Here is a 21,880-nt window from a genome sequence, read left to right as displayed (position 1 = left end):
GATAAAGGGCGCGGCGAACCGCGCCCGTAGGTGGTTAGAAACGGAAGGTGGCGGTGGCGACGACCTGACGTCCGGCCCCCCAGTAGCAAGCGTATTCGCTGTAGCAACTGGAGACATATTCGCGGTCGAACAGGTTGTTGACGTTGACGCCGACCGACGATCCCGGCAGGCCAAAGCGCGCCAGATCGTATTTCACCGTCGCATCCATCAGCGCATAACCGGCCACACTAAAGGAATCATTTTTCTTACCGGTGCTGGTGTCATTTTTGTAGTAGCTGACCGTTGAACCGATATAGCGCGCCCCGGCCCCAATCGTCAGACCGCTGAGCGCGGTTTCGTGGAAGGTATAATCCGCCCACAGGGAGGCCATATTACGCGGCACTTCCGCCGGACGTTTGCCGTTGAACACCGTATCGTGAGTGTATTCCGCATCGGTATAGCTGTAGGCTGCGGTCAGGTTGATATTGGCGTTAACTGCCGCTTTCGCCTCCAGCTCAAGGCCGCGGGAGCGGATCTCGCCGGTCTGGATGCTGAACGCCTGGTTAGCCGGATCCGCCGTCAGGTTCTTGTCTTTGGTCAGCTGATAGACCGCCGCGGTGACCACCACCGGCATATCTTTCGGCACATATTTCACGCCGGCTTCATACTGCTTACCGCGCGACGGATCGAACGGCTTGCCGCTGCTGCTGGAGCCCGATACCGGTTCAAACGATTCGCTGTAGCTGAAGTACGGAGAGATACCGTTATCGAACAGGTAGTTGATGCCGCCGCGCCAGCTGAACTGCTGGTCGTGGTTCTCCGCCAGGCTGTTGGTGGCGCGGGTTAACGTTGAGGTGGTGGCGTAGTCGTAACGACCGCCCAGGGTCATGACCCACTTATCCAACTCCATCTGATCCTGCGCGTACAGGCCGGTCTGTTCCATCCGGTTGAGCACCGCGTACGGGAAGGTAACCTGAATATTCGGGTTGCCGTACTGCGGATTATTCATGCTGATAGGATCCGCCGTCCCGTAGTCGGCATCCACATCATTACGCATCCGCGAGTAGTCCACGCCGGTCAGCAGCGTATGGCTGACCGCGCCGGTGGCGAAATCAGACTGCAGCTGGGTATCGACGGTAAAGGTGTTCAGGTGCTCGTCGGAGCGCACATAGGCGCGATTCATGTAGCCCGGCGCGACATAGCCATTGCCGTACACCGAGCGATACAGGGTATCGACCTCGGCATAGCGCAGGTTCTGCCGCACGGTAAAGGTGTCATCGAACTGATGGGAGAAGCTGTAGCCCACCATCTTCTGGCGGCGGGAGATTTTATTATCCGCCTCGCCTTCATTGAAATCGGTTGGCAGCTTGTGCGCCTTACCGTTGGCGTCGTAATACGGCACCACGGTGCCTTCACGCGGCAGCCAGCCGTAGTAGCCCGCATCCGGGTCATTCTGGAAGTTGCTCAGGAATGTGAAGTCGGTTTTATCGTCCGGACGCCAGCTAAAGGAGGGCGCCACCGCGTAGCGGGTCGATTTCGCCATCTGCTGCTGGGCATCCTGGCTGCGGCCCAGGCCGGTCAGGCGGTAAGACCAGACGCCGGCATCATCAATGGCGTCGCTGAAGTCAAACCCGGTCTGCCACAGATTGTCGGTGCCCATCTTAAACTGCACTTCTTTCAGCGGCTCGGTGGTCGGGCGTTTGCTGACCATGCTGACGATACCGCCCGGGTTGCTGTTGCCGTACAGCACCGAAGTTGGCCCGCGCATCACTTCCACGCGCTCCAGGAAGTAAGGATCCATGGAGACTTCAGAGTAGTTATTCCCCTGCAGCTTCATGCCGTCCAGATACTGGTTGGTGTTGACGGTCGTCGAGGTGGTGAAGCCGCGAATGGTGACCACGTCATAGGTGGTCGAACTGCCGCGGGTGGAGAAGACGCTTGGCGTATAGGAGAGCGCCTCTTTTACCGTCGTCGGCTGGCGCATCTCCATCTCCTGGCGCGTCACCACCGACACAGACTGCGGCGTTTTTTCAATCGGGGTATCGGTTTTCGTCGCCGTAGCGGAGCGTTTCGCCGCGATGGTCGGCGCCGGTCCCCAGGCGCTTTCCTGGGCGGCCGGAGCGGCAACGACGGTGATGGTTTCTTCTTGCTTCGGTTGTTCTGCTGCCTGTGCGTAGACAGACATGCCGCTAACCGCCGTGGCTACTACAGCTGCGACTTTACGCAGCGAGTGATTTGGCTGAGCAGTTTTTGGACGCGCCATGGGTATATCTCTGATGAAAGTGAATGATAACGTAAACGAGAATTATTATTATGACGGGCGATATAATAGGCGAAACGTCGAAGGCAAGGCAAGCGATATGCCTGTCGCTGCGGGTTGAAGGCTGAATTAATAACCAGATAGTTATTATGGAGTTAAAGAGCCGTTAACTTTTTTACAGGCATAAAAAAACCCCTTAATACTTTCGTCTTAAGGGGTCTGGTCTTAGGGCTTAAATCAGTTACTGCCGAACATATCCTTGATCCAGCCCGCGACGCCGTCGCTCTTCTCCTGCTGCTTCGGCGGCTGTTGCTGCGGTTGTTGTTGCTGCTGAGGCTGCTGCTGCCCGGACTGATTGAACGGGTTGTTCGCTTCCTGCTGCTGCAACTGCTGCTGCTGCATCATCTCGCCCTGGCGGCACAGCGCATCCGGCTGCGTCGTCCACACCGGCAGCGAACGCATCCCGCCGCTGCAGACGAAGTTGCCGTTGCTGTCCACGCCCATGTCGACCACATCTTCCGGCGGCGTCAGCACCAGCGGCGTTGGCGTCTGGTTCGCCAGATAACGCTGATAAATCGACATCGCACCGCTGGCGCCGTACAGTTTGGTTGGCTGGTTATTGTCGCGACCCACCCAGGTGATGGTCACCTGGCTACCGTCGATCCCGGCAAACCAGGTATCGACGTTATTGTTGGTGGTCCCGGTTTTCCCCGCCAGATGGAGGCCCGGATACTTCGCCCCCAGCTGACGCCCCGTCCCGCGCTGCACTACCTGCTGCATGGTCCACAGCGTCATGTAGGCCGCCTGGGCAGGCACCGCGCGCTCCGCCTGCGGGTAGCTCTGATACAGCACCGTGCCATCTTCCGCAATCACTGACCGCAGGGCGGAAAGTGGTGCACGGTTGCCGCCGCTGGCGATAGTCTGGAAGGCCTGGGCCACTTCAATCGGCGTCAGGTTCAGCGCGCCAAGCAGCATCGCCGGCACGGCGTTGAGCTGATTCTTCGGCGCTCCCAGTTTGGTCCAGGTATCGACCACCGCCGGCAAGCCCAGCGCCATCCCGAGGTTAACCGTCGGCACGTTCATCGAACGAGTCAGGGCATCTACCAGCATCACCTGACCGCTGAAGCGACGATCGTCGTTCTGCGGCGACCAGGTCTGGCCATTGGACAGGCGAATGGTCACTGGCGCATCGGCGATCCACGTATTCAGGCGATACTGATTCGGCTGGCTCAGCGCGGTCAGATAGGTCGCCGGCTTGGCCAGAGAACCAATCGACCGGCGGGCCTGCATCGCGCGGTTGTAGCCGGCGAACTGCGGCTCCGCGCCGCCGACCATCGCCCGCACTTCACCGGTAAAGCGGTCCACCACCACCATGGCGGTTTCCAGATCTGCCAGCTTGCGCTGTTTCTTCAGTACCGGGATCCCTTCAGTAGCCGCTTTTTCCGCGGCATCCTGCGCCACCGAGTCGAAGGTAGTGAAGATCTTCACGCCAGAGAGATCTTTTACTTTATCGCCCAGCTTCGCCTGCAGCTCCTGACGCACCATCTGCATGAACGCCGGCTGTGGTGAAATCACCCCGCCGCGCGGCTGCACGCCCAGCGGACGCGCGCTCAGCATGTCGTACAGCTCCTGGTCGATGACCTGCTGCTGCTGCAGCAGACGCAGCACCAGATTGCGTCGCTCAAGGGCCAGCTTCGGGTTGCGCCACGGGTTATACACCGAGGCCCCTTTCACCATCCCCACCAGCAGCGCCTGCTGGTCGAGGCTCAGCTCTTCCACCGGACGGCCAAAGTAGTACAGGCTGGCCAGCGGGAAGCCGCGAATTTCGTTATCGCCGCTCTGACCGAGGTACACCTCGTTCATGTACAGCTCAAGGATGCGATCCTTGCTGTAGCGGGCGTCGACGATCAGCGCCATGTACGCTTCGTTGGCTTTACGCCAGTAGGAGCGCTCGCTGGAGAGGAACAGGTTTTTCACCAACTGCTGGGTCAGGGTACTTGCCCCTTGCACCGTCCGGCCTGCCGTCAGGTTCGCCAGCACCGCACGGCCGATGGAATAGAGGCTGATGCCATCGTGCTCGTAGAAGTGGCGGTCTTCGGTCGCCAGCAGTGTATCCACCAGCAGGTCAGGGAAGCCGCTGCGCTTCACGAACAGACGCTGCTCGCCGTTCGGCGACTGCAGCATGGTAATAAGCCGCGGATCGAGGCGGAAGAAACCGAACTGGCGGTTGTTATCCATATTCTCGATGGTTTCCAGATGGTCGCCGTCGAAGGTCAGACGCGCGCGCACCTGCCCTTCTTTACTGTCCGGGAAATCGAACGGACGGCGGATCATCTCGATGCTGTTGGCCTGCACCGTATATTCGCCGGGACGCGTCATCGCGCTAACCTGACGATACTGGGTGGCGTTCAGCAGACGCACCATCTCGTTTTTGCTGATCTGCATGTCCGGCTCAAGGTTCACCATCCGTCCATAGACCGCAGCCGGCAGCTCCCAAACTTTACCGTCGATGCGGCTGCGGATTTTCTGGTCGAGGTAGACGCCATAGGCGGCAATCAGCACCGCGAAGACAATCCCCAGCTTGACCAGCAGCCACAGCCAGCTGCGCTTACGACGAGGCTTGCCACCTTTGCCTTTGGCTTTTCTCGGCACCGGTTTCTCATCCTCATAATCATCGTCATCATACTCGTCGTCGTAGTCCTCTTCCCGGACCCGGCGACGGGTGACTTTCTGTTTTGTCGGACGTGAGGGTCTTCCCTTACGTCCGATAGGCTCGCGGTCATCTCCCGCCATGCTTTTTCTCCGCAACGTTCAGGCGCAAAGGCCTGATTCTCAATACTTCCTCCGTTCAGAGGAAGAAGAAATCTCTCAAATTAACGTTCAGGCTGCTCATCCTCAGGACGACAACCTGCTGGCGGGCAGAACGCGCCGCCCACCTTTCAAAAGGTTGCTTTGCTTCGCTTCACATGATACTAACAATAGAAATTCACCATAAAATCAATGTGTTAAACGCATCACTGGCAGAATAAGTCAGAACATAGCACGTAATGTTCAGGGCATACAGGATAGCACTAAAATGCGACATTCTTAACCAGCATTTTACCTCGTGCTTACGTAACAAGATGGGAAAGAGTATGTTTTTTAATAACATAAAAAATGACGCTCGCCCTGATGCCAAATGCGGCGGCATCGCCTCAGACTGAAAATATATTTCCTGGACGACAGCATTTATTATTGAGAGAAGTAAAGGGGATGAATCGAGTTTCTGCCAATAAAAATGAGAGGCTGTTAACATTTATGTAGAATAATATTTTATGATGACACCAGGGAAATATTTGTTAAACTAGCGGCCAGTGATTCATTATTTTGATTACTCTACTATGCGCATTCCACTTATATTCCCGCTTTGCGTGGTGGCCTTACTCTCTGGCTGCCAACAGAAACCCGCCTCAACGCTCAGTCCGGCCATCAGTAGCCAGGCACAGCTCGAGCAGCTCTCGTCCGTGGCGGCAGGAACGCGCTATCTCAAGAATAAATGTAATCGTAGCGATCTGCCCGCCGATGAAACTATTTATCGGGCGGTGGTGAATGTCGGCAAAGCGCGCGGATGGGAAAATATTGACCCGGCAACGTTAAGTCAAAATAGCGACCGGCTTTACCAACAGCTTTTACAGGACAGCACCCCGGAAGCCACACAGTGCAGTCAATTTAATCGCCAGCTTGCTCCCTTTATTGCCAGCCTACGCGGCGACTAAGCAAAATATCTTCAACGCGCATTGAATTGCGCTTGCTCCTTATTCGCCTTTCGGCTCCTCGTCAATTTTCCCGCCGGGCCAGTCCTCCAGCGCCGCGAGGGTAAAGGTCGTGCCATTGAAGCTAAAGATCGTCACATCCTGCTGGATCTGCTCCACCACCAGATTGGGCAGCGGGGAATCGCCCTCGGTCCACGCTTTGCCGTTTAACACAATGCTGCGCTTTTCCGCTAACGAGGCGTAGACATGGGCGCTGTAGCGCAGAGGCGGCAGCGTATCGCTGTCCACCACCGGCGCGGCGGGCGCGCTGGCTTTTGCCGCCGGCGGCGGCGTCTTTGGCGCGGCCTCTCCGGCAGCGGTTAACGGCAGAAGCGCCGCATGCGCCACCGGCAAGGGCAGCGTTTGCGGCGGTGCCGGGTGACGCCACTGCTCGCCGCCAAACCAGCCGAGCGCGATAAATAATCCGGCGTACAGCGGGATAATCCAGCCAGGGATCTGCACCATCCGGCCGCGGACCACCGGCGCGTCCGCCAGTGTGGTGGGCGGCTGATGCGCCACCAGCGGGGGGATCCCTCTTTCACTGTCATCACGAACAATCACAACGGTCTCCTGTTCCCTCACGATAACGAGAAGGCGCCCTTACGGGCGCCCCACGTCACCTTATTTACTGCTCACCGGCAGGCCGGCGCCCTGCGATTCGCCCTGCGGCAATTCGAGGACGGCAACCGACCAGGCCGGCAGCGTGACCGAGCCGTCAGCGGCAACCTGCACGCCGCTGGCCAGCGACCGGTCGCCCGCCGCCTGCTGAATAGCGCTCAGCTGGAGCGATGTGCCGGCGAAATCCTGCAGCGTCCGGCTTTCCGGGGCAGCGTTGATCGCCACCACGATGCCGTCGACGCGGCTATCCAGGCTGGCGCCAGCCTGGATCCCGTCATCGATGGTCATCACCAGCAGACCAGTCTGCTGATCGGCGCCGGTATTGCGGAAGTCCACGCGCTGCATCACCGTCGCGCCGTCGCCGAGGGTAAACAGCGGCGACGATTTACGCAGCGCGGTCAGCTCCTGATAAAACGCGGTCATCTGCTTGAGCTCGGCTTCGCCCGGGGTGGCCACCCAGTCCTTCACGCGGGCGATGATGTCATAGTTGCTGCCATCATCGCTGCTGAGCGGCATACCGACGTTGTAGTTGTTGTCCTGCAGGGAGTAGTCCACGCGGTTAAACCAGTCGCCGGAATCATACGAGTCGCGGGTAAAGGATTTAGAGCGCAGCAGCTCTGAGCCCTGCTGGTCAAAGGCGATCCCCTGGCCGAGCATCACCGTCGCCAGCGACACCGCCTGCATCCGGACGCGGGTATCGAGATCTGCCTCCTGAGCGGCTTTATAGCTGATCATGTCCCACAGCGTCTGGTTATCGTGTTTTGACACATAGTTCACGACTTCCGTCGGATCAGCCGCGTAGCCGCCTGGCGCACCGTTATAGTCAATCTCGCTGCCTCTCTTCACCGCGCCGTCTTTGTCGATCAGCACGAAGTCCGCAAGGTTACCGGCCATGCCGAGACGGGTCAGATCGGCGAGGTGACGTGCCTGATCGTCGGTCAGGGTGGTCAGCTCATTCGGCAGGACGCCGGCCCCGCTGCCCACGCCCTGGTTCTGGCGCAATGCATCACCGGAGTCGAACGGCCCGCCGCCGCGCACGGCGTCGCGCAGACGATCGGAGAACGTGCCGATCCCGGTGCCTTTGAGATTGATTTGCGAGGCAATTTCAAAGCGATCGCTCTGGTTGGAATCCCAGCCTTCGCCAAAGAAGTAGATATCCGGGTTCAGCGCTTTAATGCGTTCCCAGGCCGAGAGGATCTGCGCTTTCGGGTGGTAGCCCATCAGGTCGAAGCGGAAGCCATCGATCTTATAATCGGTGGTCCATACCGCCAGTGAATCGGCGATAAGCTTGGCGAACATCCGGTGCTCTGGCGCCGAGTCGGAGCAACAGGTAGCCGATTCCACGCTGCCGGTAGTTTCGTTCAGACGCTGATAGTACCAGGGGACGATCTTATCCAGTACCGAAGTGCGGTCGGTCGGGCCGGCGGCGTTGGTGTGGTTGTACACCACGTCCATAATGACGTTCATTCCCAGATCCTGCTTGATCGCCTGAATCATGGTGCGGAACTCTTTAATGCGCGCCGTGCCTTCCGGATCGGTGGCGTAGGATCCTTCCGGTACCGTGTAGTGGAACGGATCGTAGCCCCAGTTATAGGAGTCGGTCTGCGCCACCAGCGTATTCAACGCCTGCACCTGCGGGTTATCCTTGCTGTCGTTCTGCTTCAGCTGAGTCAGCACCTCTTCAACCGTCGAACCGCTGTCGCAATAGCCCGCGAACTCGCTGCTCTTCACCGCGCTGTTGACCTCGCACAGGCGACTGAACGGCTGCTGAATATCGGCGACTTTGTCGCTGAACTCATTGACCGTCGCCAGATCGAAGACCGGCAGCAGCTCAATATGGGTCACGCCCGAGGCCGACAGCTGTTTCAGATGCTGGACCATATTGCTCTCCTGGGCGGTGAGCGCCAGATACTTGCCGCGGAGCTCCGCAGGAACGGTTTGATCCCAGGCGGAGAGATCGCGAATATGCGATTCGTGGATCGTCATTTTCGCCAGGTCGGCTTTGGTTTTCTGCGCGTGCGGCATCGTCAGCCCGTCCCAGCCTTCCGGCTTCAGCGCGCTGTCGTTCAGATCGACCACCTGGCTGTACTCCGAGTTGGTCGACAAACTATGGGCGTAGGGATCGGTCACTTCGTACTGCTCGACTTTACGCGACTGCGGGTGGTAGACCGTCATCGCGTAGCGGTAGAACGCGCCTTTCAGGTCGCTCCCTCCCTGCCAGGACCAGGCGCCGGAGGCGCTGTCGCGGGTCATCGGGTGACTGGCTATCACTTTCTTGTCCGCGCTATAGATCACCAGCTCGACCTGCTGCGCCGTGGGCGCCCAGACGCGGAAGGTCACGCCGCTATCGGTTAGCTGGGCGCCATAGCTCAGCGCCTCGGCGGCGGCGGCATAGGTATCGTCCAGTACGCCGGCGGTCTGCACCTGGGTGGCGGAGCTCAGGATCCCGTCGCTTTCGGCGGATATCGCCACCGTCTCGCCCTGCAGCAATTCATCGACGTTGACGTCATCCGGCAGCTTAAAGGCAGGATAGCTAGCGAGATGCGGGAAGCGCATGCTCACCTGCTGGCTGACGGTGGTGGGGGTCAGCTTGACATATTTATCGGTAAATTCGCCGTTACTGTCGGCAGCCACCTTACTGCTGTGGCTGTAATAGAGGCGCACAATGGGTTTATTTTCCCCGCCCGGCCACAGCAGAGTGGTCTTATCGACCCAATGCGCATCGGCCAGCGCCACGCCAAAGGCGGCGCGGAAGGCGTCGGCGCGGGAGTCATAGACCGCGCTGTTGCCGGCGATGACCGATACCGTCCGATCGGTGAAATCGCTGAAAGAGACGCGCAGGTCGCTGTCGATAAGCTTATTGGTGCCATCGCGGACGATAACGTTGATACATCCGCTCTCTTTGGTCAACGGGATCACCCAGTAAGGGCCATATTTGTCGCTGCCGGTCGGCGTGGTGCTGACATCATTCCAGTCCGCCACCGGCGCGCTCAGCGCATCGCAGGTTTCGTTATTCCACAGATAGAGGTTTTTGCTGGCATAGTCCGCCGGCGTGCTGCTGGTGATGCCGGCGATATCGACGAGATGAATGACAGCCTGGTTGGCAGAGGCCTGTACCGCTTCGCCAGGGACGGCAACGTCCGGTAAACGGACGACGACATCCTGTGGGTCGGGCGTGCCGGGATTACCTGGGTCGCCAGGTGAGCCAGAGGAAGAGGAGGAAGAGCTGTTATCACAGCCACTCAATAATACTAACGATCCAATAAATAGGGCATGACAGGTATATCTGAGCATTCGATAGTCCCTAATATGCTTATTAAATTATAAAAGGTAAGAAAGGATGAATATCTTTACAGCGCGCTAATTAGATATTTTTGCTTTCCCAGGCGCAATCATCCCCCACAAATGAGAGGGGGGCGTAGGAAGCCGGGGGAGTAAATGAATAAAGGGAATGACGACCGCAAACCGCAAACTGATTATGATTCGCCACGCTTATCGCCACTCTCCGGCAATAATTCATTCAAAAGCCAATAATCACCTACCTGTTTCGGTAGGGTATTACGCCAGCGTGCAGAAAAATAAATTAGCAAAGGAATTAAAATGCCAGTTTCTGTGATGGGGTTAACAAATATAAATAAAGGGATAATTAAATTATTACCCCAAATTGTGACGCTCATCATATTAATAACCGCCATTCCGCAGCTGGCGAAATTAACCTGGCGGGTGGTATTCCCTGTGAGTCCTGAGGATATTTCCGCCCTACCGTTAACCATGCCTCCGGCGGCAGATCCGGAATTTAAAAATGTGCGGCCCGCATTTACCCTGTTTGGCCTGGCGGCTAAAAACCCCCCCGCGCCAGCGGTGGCCACCAGCCTCAATCAGGTGCCGGTTTCCAGCCTGAAGCTACGTCTGGCCGGGCTGCTCGCCAGCAGCAACCCGGCGCGATCCATCGCGATTATTGAAAAGGGAAATCAGCAGGTTAGCCTTAGCGTCGGCGATACCACCCCGGGGTACGATGCGCAGATCGCTGCCATCCTGCCAGACCGGATCATCGTCAACTATCAGGGGCGCCAGGAGGCCATTTTATTATTTAACGATACCCGCGCGCCGTCGTCATCGCCCGCCGCCGCGCCCCGTCCGCCCCTGATGAAGCGACTCCGCGAGCAGCCGCAAAATATCCTCACGTATTTAACGATTTCGCCGGTACTCAGCGGCGATAAACTGCAGGGCTATCGACTTAACCCTGGCAAAGACCCCTCGCTGTTTCGCCAGGCCGGCCTACAGGCAAATGATTTGGCGATTGCCTTAAATGGCATCGATTTACGCGAACAGGAACAAGCGCAACAGGCGCTGCAGAATTTGGCCGACATGACCGAAATAACGCTAACCGTTGAGCGGGAAGGCCAACGACACGATATTGCTTTCGCCCTGGGGGATGAATAATTGCCAACCATGAAACGCCTGCGAAAAATGCTGCCTGCGCTGCTGATATTAACCCCGCTGCTATTTTCCCCGGCCGCCGCGGAGGAATTTTCCGCCAGTTTTAAAGGCACCGATATCCAGGAATTTATCAATACCGTCAGCAAAAACCTGAATAAAACGGTGATTATCGATCCCAGCGTACGCGGCACTATCACCGTGCGCAGTTACGATATGCTCAATGAAGAGCAATATTATCAATTCTTCCTCAGCGTGCTGGATGTATACGGCTTCGCCGTGATTAATATGAATAACGGCGTGCTGAAGGTGGTCCGCGCTAAAGACGCCAAGACCTCGGCCGTTCCGGTCGCCAGCGAGGCCGCGCCGGGCGAAGGCGATGAGGTCGTCACCCGGGTGGTGCCCCTGACCAACGTCGCCGCCCGCGATCTCGCGCCGCTGCTCCGCCAGCTGAACGATAACGCTGGCGCCGGCAGCGTGGTCCATTATGAACCCTCCAACGTCCTGCTGATGACCGGCCGCGCGGCGGTCATCAAACGCCTGCTGACTATTGTCGAACGCGTCGACAACGCCGGGGATCGCAGCGTGGTGACCGTGCCTCTCTCCTGGGCCTCCGCCGCGGAGGTGGTCAAACTGGTTACCGAACTCAATAAAGACACCAGCAAATCGGCGCTGCCGGGATCGATGGTGGCGAACGTGGTGGCCGATGAGCGTACCAACTCGGTGCTGGTGAGCGGCGAGCCAAACTCGCGCCAGCGCATTATCGCCATGATCAAACAGCTCGACCGCCAGCAGGCGGTGCAGGGCAACACCAAAGTGATCTACCTGAAGTACGCCAAAGCCGCCGATCTGGTGGAGGTCCTGACCGGGATCAGCAGCTCGTTGCAGAACGATAAGCAAAGCGCCAAACCGGTGGCCGCGATCGATAAAAATATCATTATCAAAGCCCACGGCCAGACCAACGCCCTGATCGTCACCGCCGCGCCGGACGTGATGAACGATCTGGAGCGAGTGATCGCCCAGCTGGATATCCGCCGCCCGCAGGTGCTGGTGGAGGCGATTATCGCCGAAGTGCAGGATGCCGACGGCCTCAATCTCGGTATCCAGTGGGCCAATAAAAACGCCGGCATGACCCAGTTCACCAACAGCGGTTTGCCGATATCCAGCGTCATCGCCGGCGCCAACCAGTACAACAAAGACGGCACCATCAGCAGCTCGCTGGCCAGCGCCCTCGGCTCGTTTAACGGTATCGCCGCCGGTTTCTATCAGGGGAACTGGGCGATGCTGCTGACCGCCCTCTCCAGCAGTACCAAGAACGATATTCTGGCCACCCCCAGCATCGTCACTCTCGACAATATGCAAGCCACCTTCAACGTCGGCCAGGAAGTCCCGGTGTTAACCGGCTCGCAAACCACCTCCGGCGACAACATCTTTAATACCGTCGAGCGCAAAACCGTGGGCATTAAGCTGAAGGTGAAGCCGCAGATTAACGAAGGCGATGCCGTGCTGCTGGAGATTGAGCAGGAAGTATCGAGCGTCGCCGATTCGGCCTCCAGCACCAGCAGCGATCTCGGAGCGACCTTTAATACCCGGACGGTGAATAACGCCGTGCTGGTCGGCAGCGGCGAAACGGTGGTGGTTGGCGGGCTGCTGGATAAAAGCGTCACCGATACCGCCGACAAAGTGCCGCTGCTCGGCGACATCCCGGTGATCGGCGCGCTGTTCCGCTCCGACAGCAAGAAAGTGTCGAAGCGCAACCTGATGCTGTTTATCCGCCCGACCATTATTCGCGACCGCGATGAGTACCGCCAGGCCTCTTCCGGCCAGTACTCCGCCTTCAACGATGCGCAAACCAAACAGCGGGGCAAAGAGAGCAGCGAAGCATCGCTCAGCAACGATCTGTTGCACATCTACCCGCAGCAGGAGACCCAGGCCTTCCGCCAGGTCAGCGCCGCCATTGACGCTTTTAACCTCGGAGGCCGCCTATGACGCCAGCCGCCGAACGCCGTCCGCTACTGCCCTTCGCCTGGGCCCGCGCGCACCATCTGGTGCTGCTGAGCGACGGCGAACGCTGCGAAGCGCTGTGCCGCGCGGACACCGCCGCCCGGGCGCTGCTGGAAGCGCGCCGCCTGGCGGACGGGCCGATGAGCGTCAGCCGTCTGGCGCCGGACGCGTTCGAGAAAGCGCTGGTGCTCAGCTATCAGCGCGACTCGGCGGAAGCGCACCGGATGATGGCCGACATCGGCAATGAGCTTGACCTCTATACCCTCGCCGAAGAGCTGCCGGATACCGACGATCTGCTCGACAGCGAGGACGATGCACCGATTATCCGTCTGATCAACGCCATGCTCACCGAGGCTATCAAAGAGAAAGCCTCCGATATCCATATCGAAACCTATGAGCGCCATCTGCAGATCCGCTTTCGCGTCGACGGCGTGCTGCGGGAAATTCTCCGCCCGCAGCGGCGGCTGGCCGCGCTGTTAATTTCGCGTATCAAGGTGATGGCGAGCCTGGACATTGCGGAAAAACGGGTTCCCCAGGATGGCCGCATGGCGCTGCGCATCGGCGGGCGGGCGATAGACGTGCGCGTCTCCACCCTGCCCTCCAGCCATGGGGAACGCGTGGTGCTGCGCCTGCTGGACAAAAACAGCGTCAACCTGGATCTGCTGACGCTGGGCATGCCCCCCGCCCTGCTCGACCAGGTCGACGCGCTGATCGCCCGGCCACACGGCATCATTCTGGTCACCGGGCCGACCGGATCCGGGAAAAGCACGACGCTCTACGCCGCCCTCAGCCGCCTCGACGCCCGGGAGCGCAACATCATGACCATTGAAGATCCGGTGGAATATGAGCTGGAGGGCATCGGCCAGACCCAGGTCAACGCCAAAGTCGAGATGACCTTCGCCCGCGGCCTGCGCGCCATCCTGCGCCAGGATCCGGACGTGGTGCTGGTGGGCGAAATCCGCGATGGCGAAACCGCGCAGATCGCCGTTCAGGCCTCGCTCACCGGCCACCTGGTGCTGTCGACTCTGCACACCAACAGCGCGCTGGGCGCTATTTCCCGCCTGCAGGATATGGGCGTGGAGCCTTTTTTACTCTCCACGTCGCTGCTGGCAGTGATGTCGCAGCGGCTGGTGCGCCAACTGTGCCCGCACTGCCGTCAGCCCACGCAGGCGGATGCCGACACCGCCCGGCAGATGGCGGTCCCGACCGGCACGCCGCTGTGGCGGCCAAAAGGCTGCGCCCGGTGTAATTTCACCGGCTATCGCGGACGCACCGGCATTCACGAGCTGCTGCCGATCGACGACCGCGTCCGCGCCGCCATCCACCGCGGCGAAAATGAGATCACCCTGATCCAGCAGCTGGGGCCGGCCTGGCAGACCCTGCGCCATGCCGGGCGCGATAAAGCGCTGGCGGGGATCACCAGCTGGGAGGAGGTGATGCGGGTCACCGAACAGCAAACGGCGGACAGCGTCTGAGATGGCCCTGTTTCGCTATCAGGCGCTGGACGCGCAGGGCAAAACCCGCCGCGGCGTTCAACAAGCCGACTCCGCCCGCCACGCCCGCCAGCTGCTGCGGGACAAAGGCTGGCTGGCGCTGGAAGTGGCCGCCGCCGACCCGGCGAGCCGGCTGTGGCGCGGCGGGCTCCTTACCCGGCGCACCAGCGCCGGTGATTTAGCCCTGCTCACTCGCCAGCTGGCCACCCTGGTCGCCGCCGGCATTCCGCTGGAGAAAGCGCTCGATGCCGTCGCCCAGCAGTGCGAAAAGGCGCCGCTGAGAACGTTAATGGCCGGGGTGCGGAGCAAAGTGCTCGAAGGCCATTCGCTGGCGGAGGCGATGCGCGGCTATCCCGCCTGCTTCGACGGCCTGTTCTGCGCCATGGTGGCGGCTGGCGAAACCTCCGGCCATCTCGACGGCGTGCTGAATCGGCTGGCGGACTATACCGAGCAGCGCCAGCAGCTTCGCGCCCGCCTGCTGCAGGCGATGATCTACCCCATCGTGCTGACGCTGGTCGCCATCAGCGTGATCGCCATTCTGCTCTCCACCGTGGTGCCGAAAGTCGTCGAGCAGTTTGTCCATCTTAAACAGGCTCTGCCCCTCTCTACCCGGCTGCTGATGAGCCTGAGCGACATGGTGCGCAGCGCGGGCCCCTGGCTGGTGCTGCTGTCGTTACTGGCGCTGCTGGGGCTGCGCTATCTGCTGCGCCAGCCTGCCCGGCGGCTCGCCTGGGACCGGGCGCTGCTGCGCCTGCCGGTCATCGGCCGCGTGACGCGCAGCGTCAACAGCGCGCGCTACGCCCGCACCTTAAGCATTCTCAACGCCAGCGCGGTGCCGCTGCTGCTGTCGATGCGCATCAGCGCGGGCGTTCTCAGCAATGCCTGGGCGTGCAGCCAGCTGGAGACCGCCAGCGAGTCGGTGCGCGAAGGCGTCAGCCTGCATCGCGCGCTGGAGGCCACGGCGCTGTTTCCGCCGATGATGCGCTACATGATCGCCAGCGGCGAACAGAGCGGTGAGCTGACCGCCATGCTGGAGCGCGCGGCGGAGAACCAGGACCGGGAACTGAGCGCGCAGATCCAGATGTCTCTCAGCCTGTTTGAACCCCTGCTGGTGGTCACCATGGCCGGCATGGTGCTGTTTATCGTGCTGGCCATCCTGCAGCCGATCCTGCAACTGAATACCCTTATGAGTATGTGACTGTATTAATGGAGAAAACTATGCAACGGCAACGCGGCTTCACGTTACTGGAAATTATGGTGGTGATCGTCATTCTCGGCATCCTCGCCAGCCTGGTGGTACCTAACCTGATGGGCAACAAGGAGAAAGCGGACCGCCAGAAGGTGGTCAGCGATCTGGTGGCGCTCGAGGGGGCGCTGGACATGTATAAGCTGGACAACAGCCGCTACCCGAATACCGAACAGGGTCTGCAGGCGCTGGTGACCGCCCCGGCAGTCGAGCCGCATGCCCGCAACTACCCGGAAGGCGGCTATATCCGCCGCCTGCCGCAGGACCCATGGGGAAATGAGTATCAGCTGTTAAGCCCCGGTCAGCATGGCGCCATCGACGTCTTCAGCGTCGGCCCGGACGGGATGCCCGACACCAATGACGACATCGGCAACTGGACCCTCGGGAAGAAATAGTGTCTCAGCGCGGTTTCACCCTCCTGGAAATGATGCTGGTCCTGCTGCTGATCGGCGTCAGCGCCAGCATGGTGCTGCTGGCGTTTCCCTCCGCCCGCACCCAGGAGGCCACGCAGATCCTGGCGCGCTTTCAGGCGCAGCTGGATTTTGTCCGCGAGCGCGGGCAGCAAACCGGCCAGCTCTTCGGGATCGTTATCCACCCTGACCGCTGGCAGTTTATGCGCCTGCAGCCTGCCGACGAAGGCGCCCCGGCGGCGGCTGACGACCGCTGGGGCAACGCGCAGTGGCTGCCGCTGCAGGCCGGGCGCGCCACCACGGCGGAAACCCTCCCGCGGGCCAGGCTGACGCTGCGCTTTCCCAACGGCCAGGCGTGGACGCCGGGCGAGCAGCCCGACGTGATCATCTTTCCCGGCGGCGAAGTCACCCCGTTTCAGCTGCGGATTGACGCCGCGACGGGCATCAACATCGACGCCCAGGGCGACAGTCAGCCGCTGGCGGCGCGGGAGCAGCCATGAAACGCGAGAGCGGAATGACGCTTATCGAAGTGATGGTCGCGCTGGTGATTTTCGCCCTCGCCGGCCTGGCGGTGATGCAATCCACCCTGCAGCAGACGCGGCAGCTCGGGCGTATGGAAGAGAAAATCCTCGCCAGCTGGCTGGCGGATAATCAGCTGGTGCAGCTGCGGCTGGAGAAACGCTGGCCTGCCCTCAGCTGGTCTGAAACCACCGTGGAGGCCGCCGGGACGCGCTGGTTTGTCCGCTGGCAGGGGGTGGAAACCGCGCTGCCGCAGCTGCGGGCGCTGGACGTGGAGGTCCGGCGGCAAAAAAGCGATCCCGCGCCGCTGGCGACTCTGCGCACCTGGGTGACGCCGCCATGATAACGAAAATGCGCGGTTTCACCCTGATTGAAACGCTGCTGGCGCTGGCTATCCTCGCCGTCCTCAGCGCCGCCGCCGTGATGGTGCTGCAGAACGTCATCCGCGCCGATGGCCTCACCCGCGAGAAGAGCCAGCAGATCGCCGCCCTCCAGCGCGCTTTTCGCCAGATAGCCGACGATGTCACGCACATCATTCCCCGTCGCGCCAGAAACAGCGACACGCTTTTCTTTGCCGGACGTTTTCAGTTGCAGAGCGATGACTGGGGGCTGGCCTTCAGCCGCAGCGGCTGGCCGAATCCGCTGGGGATCCTCCCGCGCTCGGAGATCCAGAACGTCAGCTACCGCCTGCGCCAGCAGCAGCTTGAACGGCTGAGCTTCGATCAGCAGGATCCGCTGACCGGCAGCCAGCCGACGGTCCGGGTGCTGCTGCGCGGGGTGACGGCGTTTCGCCTGCGGTTTTATGCCGACGGCCGCTGGCAGGAGACCTGGGACCGCTCGCAGAAGCTGCCGCAGGGGCTGGAGATCACCCTGACCCTGGCGAACAGCGGGGAGATAACCCGCCTGTTTTTACTTACCCCGGGGGGCGGCCAGTGAAAAATCGGCAACGCGGCGTCGCGCTCCTGATGGTGCTGTTCATCCTCGCCCTGATGATGATCCTCGCCAGCGCCATGACCGAACGCACCTCGGTCATGTATCAACACACCGCCGTGACCCTCGATAATCTGCAGGCCAGATGGTACGCCCTGGCGGCGGAAAACATGGCCGCCGCGCTGCTGCAACGCGACGCGCTGGACTCGCCCAGTCAAACGAACCTGGCGCAAACCTGGGCGCAGGAGGGACGCCGCTTTACCCTCGACGATGGCGAAATCCTCGCCACGATCCGCGACGGGCACGCCTGCTTTAACCTCAATGCCATCAACCATCGCGCGGATGAGACCAGCGGCGAAACGCCCTACCTGACCGACGTCTTCGTCCGGCTGCTGGCGCTGCTCGGCGAATCACCGCTGCGCGCCAGCCAGATCGCCGCCGCCCTCGGCGACTGGACGGACAGCGACGGCCAGCCGCGACTGAACGGGGCGGAGGACGAGGTTTATATGGCGCAAACCCCGGGCTATCTCGCCGCCAACCAGCCGATGCAGGACGTCAGCGAGCTGCGCCTGCTGGCCGGTATGGACGCCGCGCTCTATCAGCGCCTGCTCCCCTTCGTCTGCGTCCAGCCGGCTGACGCGCTGCAGGTCAATGTCAACACCCTGCGGCCCTCCCAGGCCGCCCTGCTGGTGGCCCTCTTTCCCGGCGATCTGACGCTGCAGGAGGCGCAACAGCTGTTGCACAACCGCCCGCGAACCGGGTGGAGCAGCGTCGCCGCGTTTCTCGCGCAGCCTACGCTGCAGAAAACCGATACCACGCTCGCCCGCCCCTGGCTGACGGTGCGCAGCACACGCTTTATCGCCGCCTTCACCGTGGTGACCGGCAACCTTCGCTTTCAGCTGCACAGCGTCCTGCAACAGGAGGGGCGCGCCTTTACCGTCGTCCAGCGGCGATACGGACTTTCTATGGTGGTTGATGAATAAGTTTAACGCTTCCCCCCAGGCCATGCTGATCGTGCGCTTCGCCCCCGGGCAGGCGCCGCTGCACTGGGAACTCTTCGCCCCCGGCGATCCGCATCACGAAGCCCGCGGCCGGTGGCCGGCTGACGACGCCAGCCCTTTCCCGGCGCTGGCGGCGCATTACCCGGCCTGGGTGCTGATCCCGGCCAGCGACTGCGCGTTTCACCCCCTCAGCCTGCCGGCAGGCCTGCGTAAACCGCCGCTGCAGGTGGCCCCGTTCCTGTTGGAAGAGCAGCTGGCCGACGATGTGGAAGCCACCCATTTTGCCCTGCTCCACCGCCAGCAGGCCCAGTGCGAGATCGTCGCCGTGCAGCGGCAAAAAATGCGCGACTGGCTGGCGCGCTGCGAGTCGCTCTCCCTACGGCCCCTGGCGTTGACGCCCGATGTGCTGGCCCTGCCCTGGCAACCGCCGGCGTGGAGCGCGGTGCAGGTGGACGAGCAGTGGCTGATCCGCCACCAGCCATGGAGCGGCATGGCGGCGGAAAGTTCCTGGCTGGCGGAGCTGCTGCGGGGCGAGGCGGAAGAGCACGTCATCGACAGCTATTCGCCGCCGCCCGCGGCGCCGGGAGCGTGGCGCGCGCAGCCTGCGCAGACGCTGCTCTCCCTCGCCGCAAATCAACCGGCGGCGCAGAAGCTCAGCCTGCTGCAGGGAGAGTTTGCCATCCGCCGTCGGCAGCCTGCGCAGGGGAGCTGGCGTCCGGCGCGGTATGCCGCGCTGGCCCTGGCGCTGCTGGCGGCGGTGAATAGCGTTCTGGATCATCGCGATCTGGCGCGCCAGGCCGAGGCGGCCCAGCAGGCCAGCCGGGCCTACTATCATCGCTGGTTTCCTACGGAGAAAAAGGTGATTAACCCGCGACTGCAGATGCAGCAGCATCTGCAAACCCTCGCCCGTCAGGCGCAGCATGCCCCCCTCGTCGACCGCCTCAGCGCGTTGCAGAACATCATCAGCGACACGCCGGGGATCCGCCTGCGGGCGCTGAGCTGGGATGCCGCGGCCAACCGTCTGCAACTGGATATCGCCGCGGCCTCTTCCCGGGCGCTGGAGCAGTTCACCCAGCGGGCGCAGCCGCGGTTTCGCGTCCGGCCAGGCGACATGACCACGAAACCGGATGGCATTGAAGGACAACTGACGCTGGAGGAAAACGATGGCTAATCTGTTTATCTGGTGGCGGCAGCGCACGCCGTCGGAGCAGCGCCTGCTGCTCGGACTCGCGGGGCTGCTGGTGGTGTGCGCCCTCTGGTACGGGCTGTGGCAGCCCTGGCGAGCCCGCGAGGCGCAGTGGCGGCAAATCCTGGTGAAAGAACAGGCCAGCCTGCGCTGGATGACGCAGCAGGGTCCGCGCCTGCAGCAGCTCAGCCAGCAGCCCGCGCCGGCGGCAAAAGAGGCGCTCACCGCGCTGGTGATGCGCGAGGCGGCGAGCCACGGGCTGGAAGTCGTTCGTCTGCAGCCGCAGGGAAAACGTCTTCAGGTCACCCTTCAGCCCTGCGCCTTTCAGGCGCTGATGGACTGGCTGGACGCCCCGGCGATGCGCGGCGTCAACGCGGTCTCGCTATCCGTAACCGCACAGCCGTCGCGGCCGGGCTGGGTCACGGTCAACCATCTGCTGCTGGAGCGCGACGATGAAAGCTAACGGGTTCGCGGTTGGGCTACTGCTGGCGCTCTATCTGCTGTGGTTGACCGCCACCGCCCCGGCGCGTCTGTTAGTCCCGATGCTGCCGCCCGAGGTACAGGTGGCCAACCTCAGCGGCAGCATCTGGCGCGGCGCGGCGCAGTCAGTCTCCTGGCGCGGCGAACGGCTTGAGCGGCTGACGTGGTCGCTCACCCTGGCTGGCTGGCAGATCGCGCTCAGCGATCCCCGCGGCGTGGAGGGTCAGGCCCGGCTGTGGGGCATCCGCGATCTGCGCCTGCAGGAGGGACGGCTCAGCGCCCCCGCCAGCCTGCTCGGTCGCTGGCTAACGCCGACCATGCCCGTCAGCGCCGAAGGAGAGGTCACTTTCAGCCTGGCCGAAGCGCACTTCAGCGAGGGGCGCTGTCAGCAAATCACCGCCGGACGCGCGCAGTGGCGTCAGGCCAGGCTGCACTCTCCGGTCGGTAGCCTGGAGTTAGCCCAGGTCAGTGGCACCTTAAGCTGTAAGACGACCGGCGCCGTGGCGCTGGCCATCCGCCAGGATTCTCATCAGCTGAGCCTCAGCGGCCAGGGAACCCTGTCGCCCGATGGCCGCTATCTGTTTCACGGTACGCTACAGCCCAGGCAGGGGATACCGCCCCTGCTGGCGCTGCTGGTCACCCGCCCGATGGCCAAAAACGACCCGGGCCCGACGCCGTGGCAGCTGCAGGGAAAATGGTGATTAAAGGAGCAAAAATGACGACATTAGCCGCATTATCGCTGCATTTCCCCCTTGTCTGGTATGGCTTTCTGCTGCTGTTCGGCCTGGCGCTGGGCAGCTTTTACAACGTGGTGATCTACCGTCTGCCGCGCATGCTGGCCCAGACCGCGGATGACGAGCCGCTAACCCTCAGCACGCCGGGCTCATCCTGTCCGCAGTGTCGCCAGCCGATAGCCTGGCGGGACAATATCCCGCTGCTCAGCTTCCTCTGGCTAGGCCGTCGCGCCCGCTGCTGTCAGGCGCGCATCTCGTGGAGCTATCCGCTGACCGAGCTGACCACCGGCCTGCTGTTTATCCTCGCGGGGGCGCTGCTCGCACCGGGACTGGCGCTGGCGGGCGGCCTGGTGCTGCTCTCCTTTCTGCTGATACTGGCGCGGATTGATGCCCGGACCCAGCTGCTGCCCGATCGCCTGACCCTGCCCCTGCTGTGGGCCGGACTGCTGTTTAATCTTAACGAGGTGTACATTGCGCTGCCGGACGCGGTCGCCGGGGCGATGGCTGGTTATCTGGCGCTGTGGTCGGTTTATTGGCTGTTCCGCCTGCTGACCGGCAAAGAGGCTCTGGGCTATGGCGATTTTAAGCTGCTGGCGGCGCTGGGCGCCTGGTGCGGCTGGCAGGCTCTGCCGCAGGTGCTGTTGTTCGCCTCGGCCAGCGGCCTGACGTGGACCCTGCTGCAGCGCCTGTGGACCCGGCAGTCGCTGCAGCAGCCGCTGGCCTTCGGCCCCTGGCTGGCGCTGGCGGGAGGGGGCGTTTTTCTCTGGCAGCAGATGGTCTAGCGTGAGTGGT

Annotated in this window: 19 protein-coding genes; 15 read left to right on the top strand and 4 right to left on the bottom strand. The window is 61.7% G+C overall.

Translation table 11 applies throughout. From position 1 onward, the window contains the following. Nucleotides 1-34: 34 nt before the first annotated feature. Both fhuA and mrcB read right to left on the bottom strand, forming a co-directional pair. On the bottom strand, nt 35-2,242 hold the full coding sequence (fhuA, locus tag ABLV76_RS16270; RefSeq protein WP_065697327.1) for a ferrichrome porin FhuA: 2,208 nt from the start codon (nt 2,240-2,242) through the stop codon (nt 35-37). A gap of 234 nt (nt 2,243-2,476) precedes the next feature. Further along, nucleotides 2,477-5,032: a bifunctional glycosyl transferase/transpeptidase gene (mrcB, locus tag ABLV76_RS16265; RefSeq protein WP_023319766.1), complete on the bottom strand. Its 2,556-nt coding sequence runs from the start codon at nt 5,030-5,032 to the stop codon at nt 2,477-2,479. Between the two features lie 587 nt (nt 5,033-5,619). Between mrcB and gspS the strand changes: the two genes are divergently transcribed. After that, on the top strand, nt 5,620-5,994 hold the full coding sequence (gspS, locus tag ABLV76_RS16260; RefSeq protein WP_348878386.1) for a type II secretion system pilot lipoprotein GspS: 375 nt from the start codon (nt 5,620-5,622) through the stop codon (nt 5,992-5,994). 39 nt (nt 5,995-6,033) lie between these two features. Here the strand turns inward: gspS and gspB are convergent, their stop codons facing one another. Then, nucleotides 6,034-6,591: a type II secretion system assembly factor GspB gene (gene gspB / locus ABLV76_RS16255; RefSeq protein ID WP_004204426.1), complete on the bottom strand. Its 558-nt coding sequence runs from the start codon at nt 6,589-6,591 to the stop codon at nt 6,034-6,036. Between the two features lie 60 nt (nt 6,592-6,651). Beyond that, complete coding sequence (gene pulA, locus ABLV76_RS16250; protein ID WP_131076859.1) at nt 6,652-9,942, bottom strand: pullulanase-type alpha-1,6-glucosidase; 3,291 nt, start codon at nt 9,940-9,942, stop codon at nt 6,652-6,654. A gap of 184 nt (nt 9,943-10,126) precedes the next feature. Between pulA and ABLV76_RS16245 the strand changes: the two genes are divergently transcribed. From ABLV76_RS16245 to ABLV76_RS16180, 14 genes are read left to right on the top strand one after another with little or no spacing between them, the layout of a single operon-like run. Next, a complete protein-coding gene (locus ABLV76_RS16245) occupies nt 10,127-10,264 on the top strand; it encodes a hypothetical protein (protein ID WP_032426032.1) in 138 nt (45 codons plus the stop codon). Continuing rightward, complete coding sequence (gene gspC, locus ABLV76_RS16240) at nt 10,249-11,091, top strand: type II secretion system protein GspC (protein WP_017901152.1); 843 nt, start codon at nt 10,249-10,251, stop codon at nt 11,089-11,091. Before ABLV76_RS16245 ends, gspC begins: the two co-directional genes overlap by 16 nt. A gap of 9 nt (nt 11,092-11,100) precedes the next feature. After that, nucleotides 11,101-13,074 carry a GspD family T2SS secretin variant PulD gene (gene pulD, locus ABLV76_RS16235; RefSeq protein WP_032455571.1) on the top strand — a complete coding sequence of 658 codons (1,974 nt, stop codon included), beginning with the start codon at nt 11,101-11,103 and terminating at the stop codon, nt 13,072-13,074. Next, complete coding sequence (gene gspE / locus ABLV76_RS16230) at nt 13,071-14,564, top strand: type II secretion system ATPase GspE (RefSeq protein WP_017901153.1); 1,494 nt, start codon at nt 13,071-13,073, stop codon at nt 14,562-14,564. Before pulD ends, gspE begins: the two co-directional genes overlap by 4 nt. A 1-nt stretch (nt 14,565) precedes the next feature. Continuing rightward, entirely contained in the window at nt 14,566-15,780 is a 1,215-nt protein-coding gene (gspF, locus tag ABLV76_RS16225) for a type II secretion system inner membrane protein GspF (protein ID WP_064795049.1), read from the top strand. A gap of 20 nt (nt 15,781-15,800) precedes the next feature. Then, a complete protein-coding gene (gene gspG, locus ABLV76_RS16220) occupies nt 15,801-16,223 on the top strand; it encodes a type II secretion system major pseudopilin GspG (protein ID WP_004204417.1) in 423 nt (140 codons plus the stop codon). Further along, complete coding sequence (gene gspH / locus ABLV76_RS16215; RefSeq protein ID WP_004204416.1) at nt 16,223-16,738, top strand: type II secretion system minor pseudopilin GspH; 516 nt, start codon at nt 16,223-16,225, stop codon at nt 16,736-16,738. Before gspG ends, gspH begins: the two co-directional genes overlap by 1 nt. Continuing rightward, the gene (gene gspI, locus ABLV76_RS16210; RefSeq protein ID WP_004204415.1) at nt 16,735-17,100 is read left to right on the top strand and encodes a type II secretion system minor pseudopilin GspI; all 366 of its coding nucleotides are present in this window, start codon (nt 16,735-16,737) and stop codon (nt 17,098-17,100) included. The genes gspH and gspI overlap by 4 nt, the downstream gene beginning before the upstream one ends. Continuing rightward, entirely contained in the window at nt 17,097-17,693 is a 597-nt protein-coding gene (gene gspJ, locus ABLV76_RS16205; protein ID WP_032455570.1) for a type II secretion system minor pseudopilin GspJ, read from the top strand. Before gspI ends, gspJ begins: the two co-directional genes overlap by 4 nt. After that, nucleotides 17,690-18,670, top strand: a complete 981-nt coding sequence (gspK, locus tag ABLV76_RS16200; protein ID WP_077258611.1) for a type II secretion system minor pseudopilin GspK — start codon at nt 17,690-17,692, stop codon at nt 18,668-18,670. The genes gspJ and gspK overlap by 4 nt, the downstream gene beginning before the upstream one ends. After that, on the top strand, nt 18,663-19,859 hold the full coding sequence (gspL, locus tag ABLV76_RS16195) for a type II secretion system protein GspL (RefSeq protein WP_064795050.1): 1,197 nt from the start codon (nt 18,663-18,665) through the stop codon (nt 19,857-19,859). Before gspK ends, gspL begins: the two co-directional genes overlap by 8 nt. Continuing rightward, nucleotides 19,852-20,337, top strand: coding sequence for a type II secretion system protein M (locus tag ABLV76_RS16190; RefSeq protein ID WP_043521988.1), 486 nt, complete (start codon nt 19,852-19,854; stop codon nt 20,335-20,337). Before gspL ends, ABLV76_RS16190 begins: the two co-directional genes overlap by 8 nt. Then, on the top strand, nt 20,327-21,055 hold the full coding sequence (locus ABLV76_RS16185) for a type II secretion system protein N (protein WP_348878384.1): 729 nt from the start codon (nt 20,327-20,329) through the stop codon (nt 21,053-21,055). Before ABLV76_RS16190 ends, ABLV76_RS16185 begins: the two co-directional genes overlap by 11 nt. A 14-nt stretch (nt 21,056-21,069) precedes the next feature. Further along, on the top strand, nt 21,070-21,870 hold the full coding sequence (locus ABLV76_RS16180; protein ID WP_017901157.1) for an A24 family peptidase: 801 nt from the start codon (nt 21,070-21,072) through the stop codon (nt 21,868-21,870). Nucleotides 21,871-21,880 lie beyond the last annotated feature (10 nt).

Origin of the sequence: Klebsiella sp. GB_Kp047, assembly GCF_040065235.1 — a bacterium.
Taxonomy (GTDB): domain Bacteria; phylum Pseudomonadota; class Gammaproteobacteria; order Enterobacterales; family Enterobacteriaceae; genus Klebsiella; species Klebsiella quasipneumoniae.
The sequence above is the reverse complement of the archived record's forward strand: the minus strand, read 5'-3'. Positions and strand labels throughout refer to the sequence as shown.

What these genes read in the sequence shown, in the direction of transcription:
- ABLV76_RS16180 (WP_017901157.1), top strand. Translation starts at nt 21,070, where the DNA reads ATGACGACATTAGCCGCATTATCGCTGCATTTCCCCCTTGTCTGGTAT.
- gspE (WP_017901153.1), top strand. Translation starts at nt 13,071, where the DNA reads ATGACGCCAGCCGCCGAACGCCGTCCGCTACTGCCCTTCGCCTGGGCC.
- pulD (WP_032455571.1), top strand. Translation starts at nt 11,101, where the DNA reads ATGAAACGCCTGCGAAAAATGCTGCCTGCGCTGCTGATATTAACCCCG.
- gspG (WP_004204417.1), top strand. Translation starts at nt 15,801, where the DNA reads ATGCAACGGCAACGCGGCTTCACGTTACTGGAAATTATGGTGGTGATC.
- gspL (WP_064795050.1), top strand. Translation starts at nt 18,663, where the DNA reads ATGAATAAGTTTAACGCTTCCCCCCAGGCCATGCTGATCGTGCGCTTC.
- ABLV76_RS16185 (WP_348878384.1), top strand. Translation starts at nt 20,327, where the DNA reads ATGAAAGCTAACGGGTTCGCGGTTGGGCTACTGCTGGCGCTCTATCTG.
- gspS (WP_348878386.1), top strand. Translation starts at nt 5,620, where the DNA reads ATGCGCATTCCACTTATATTCCCGCTTTGCGTGGTGGCCTTACTCTCT.
- gspC (WP_017901152.1), top strand. Translation starts at nt 10,249, where the DNA reads ATGCCAGTTTCTGTGATGGGGTTAACAAATATAAATAAAGGGATAATT.
- gspI (WP_004204415.1), top strand. Translation starts at nt 16,735, where the DNA reads ATGAAACGCGAGAGCGGAATGACGCTTATCGAAGTGATGGTCGCGCTG.
- fhuA (WP_065697327.1), bottom strand. Translation starts at nt 2,242, where the DNA reads ATGGCGCGTCCAAAAACTGCTCAGCCAAATCACTCGCTGCGTAAAGTC.
- pulA (WP_131076859.1), bottom strand. Translation starts at nt 9,942, where the DNA reads ATGCTCAGATATACCTGTCATGCCCTATTTATTGGATCGTTAGTATTA.
- ABLV76_RS16190 (WP_043521988.1), top strand. Translation starts at nt 19,852, where the DNA reads ATGGCTAATCTGTTTATCTGGTGGCGGCAGCGCACGCCGTCGGAGCAG.
- gspJ (WP_032455570.1), top strand. Translation starts at nt 17,097, where the DNA reads ATGATAACGAAAATGCGCGGTTTCACCCTGATTGAAACGCTGCTGGCG.
- mrcB (WP_023319766.1), bottom strand. Translation starts at nt 5,032, where the DNA reads ATGGCGGGAGATGACCGCGAGCCTATCGGACGTAAGGGAAGACCCTCA.
- gspF (WP_064795049.1), top strand. Translation starts at nt 14,566, where the DNA reads ATGGCCCTGTTTCGCTATCAGGCGCTGGACGCGCAGGGCAAAACCCGC.
- ABLV76_RS16245 (WP_032426032.1), top strand. Translation starts at nt 10,127, where the DNA reads ATGATTCGCCACGCTTATCGCCACTCTCCGGCAATAATTCATTCAAAA.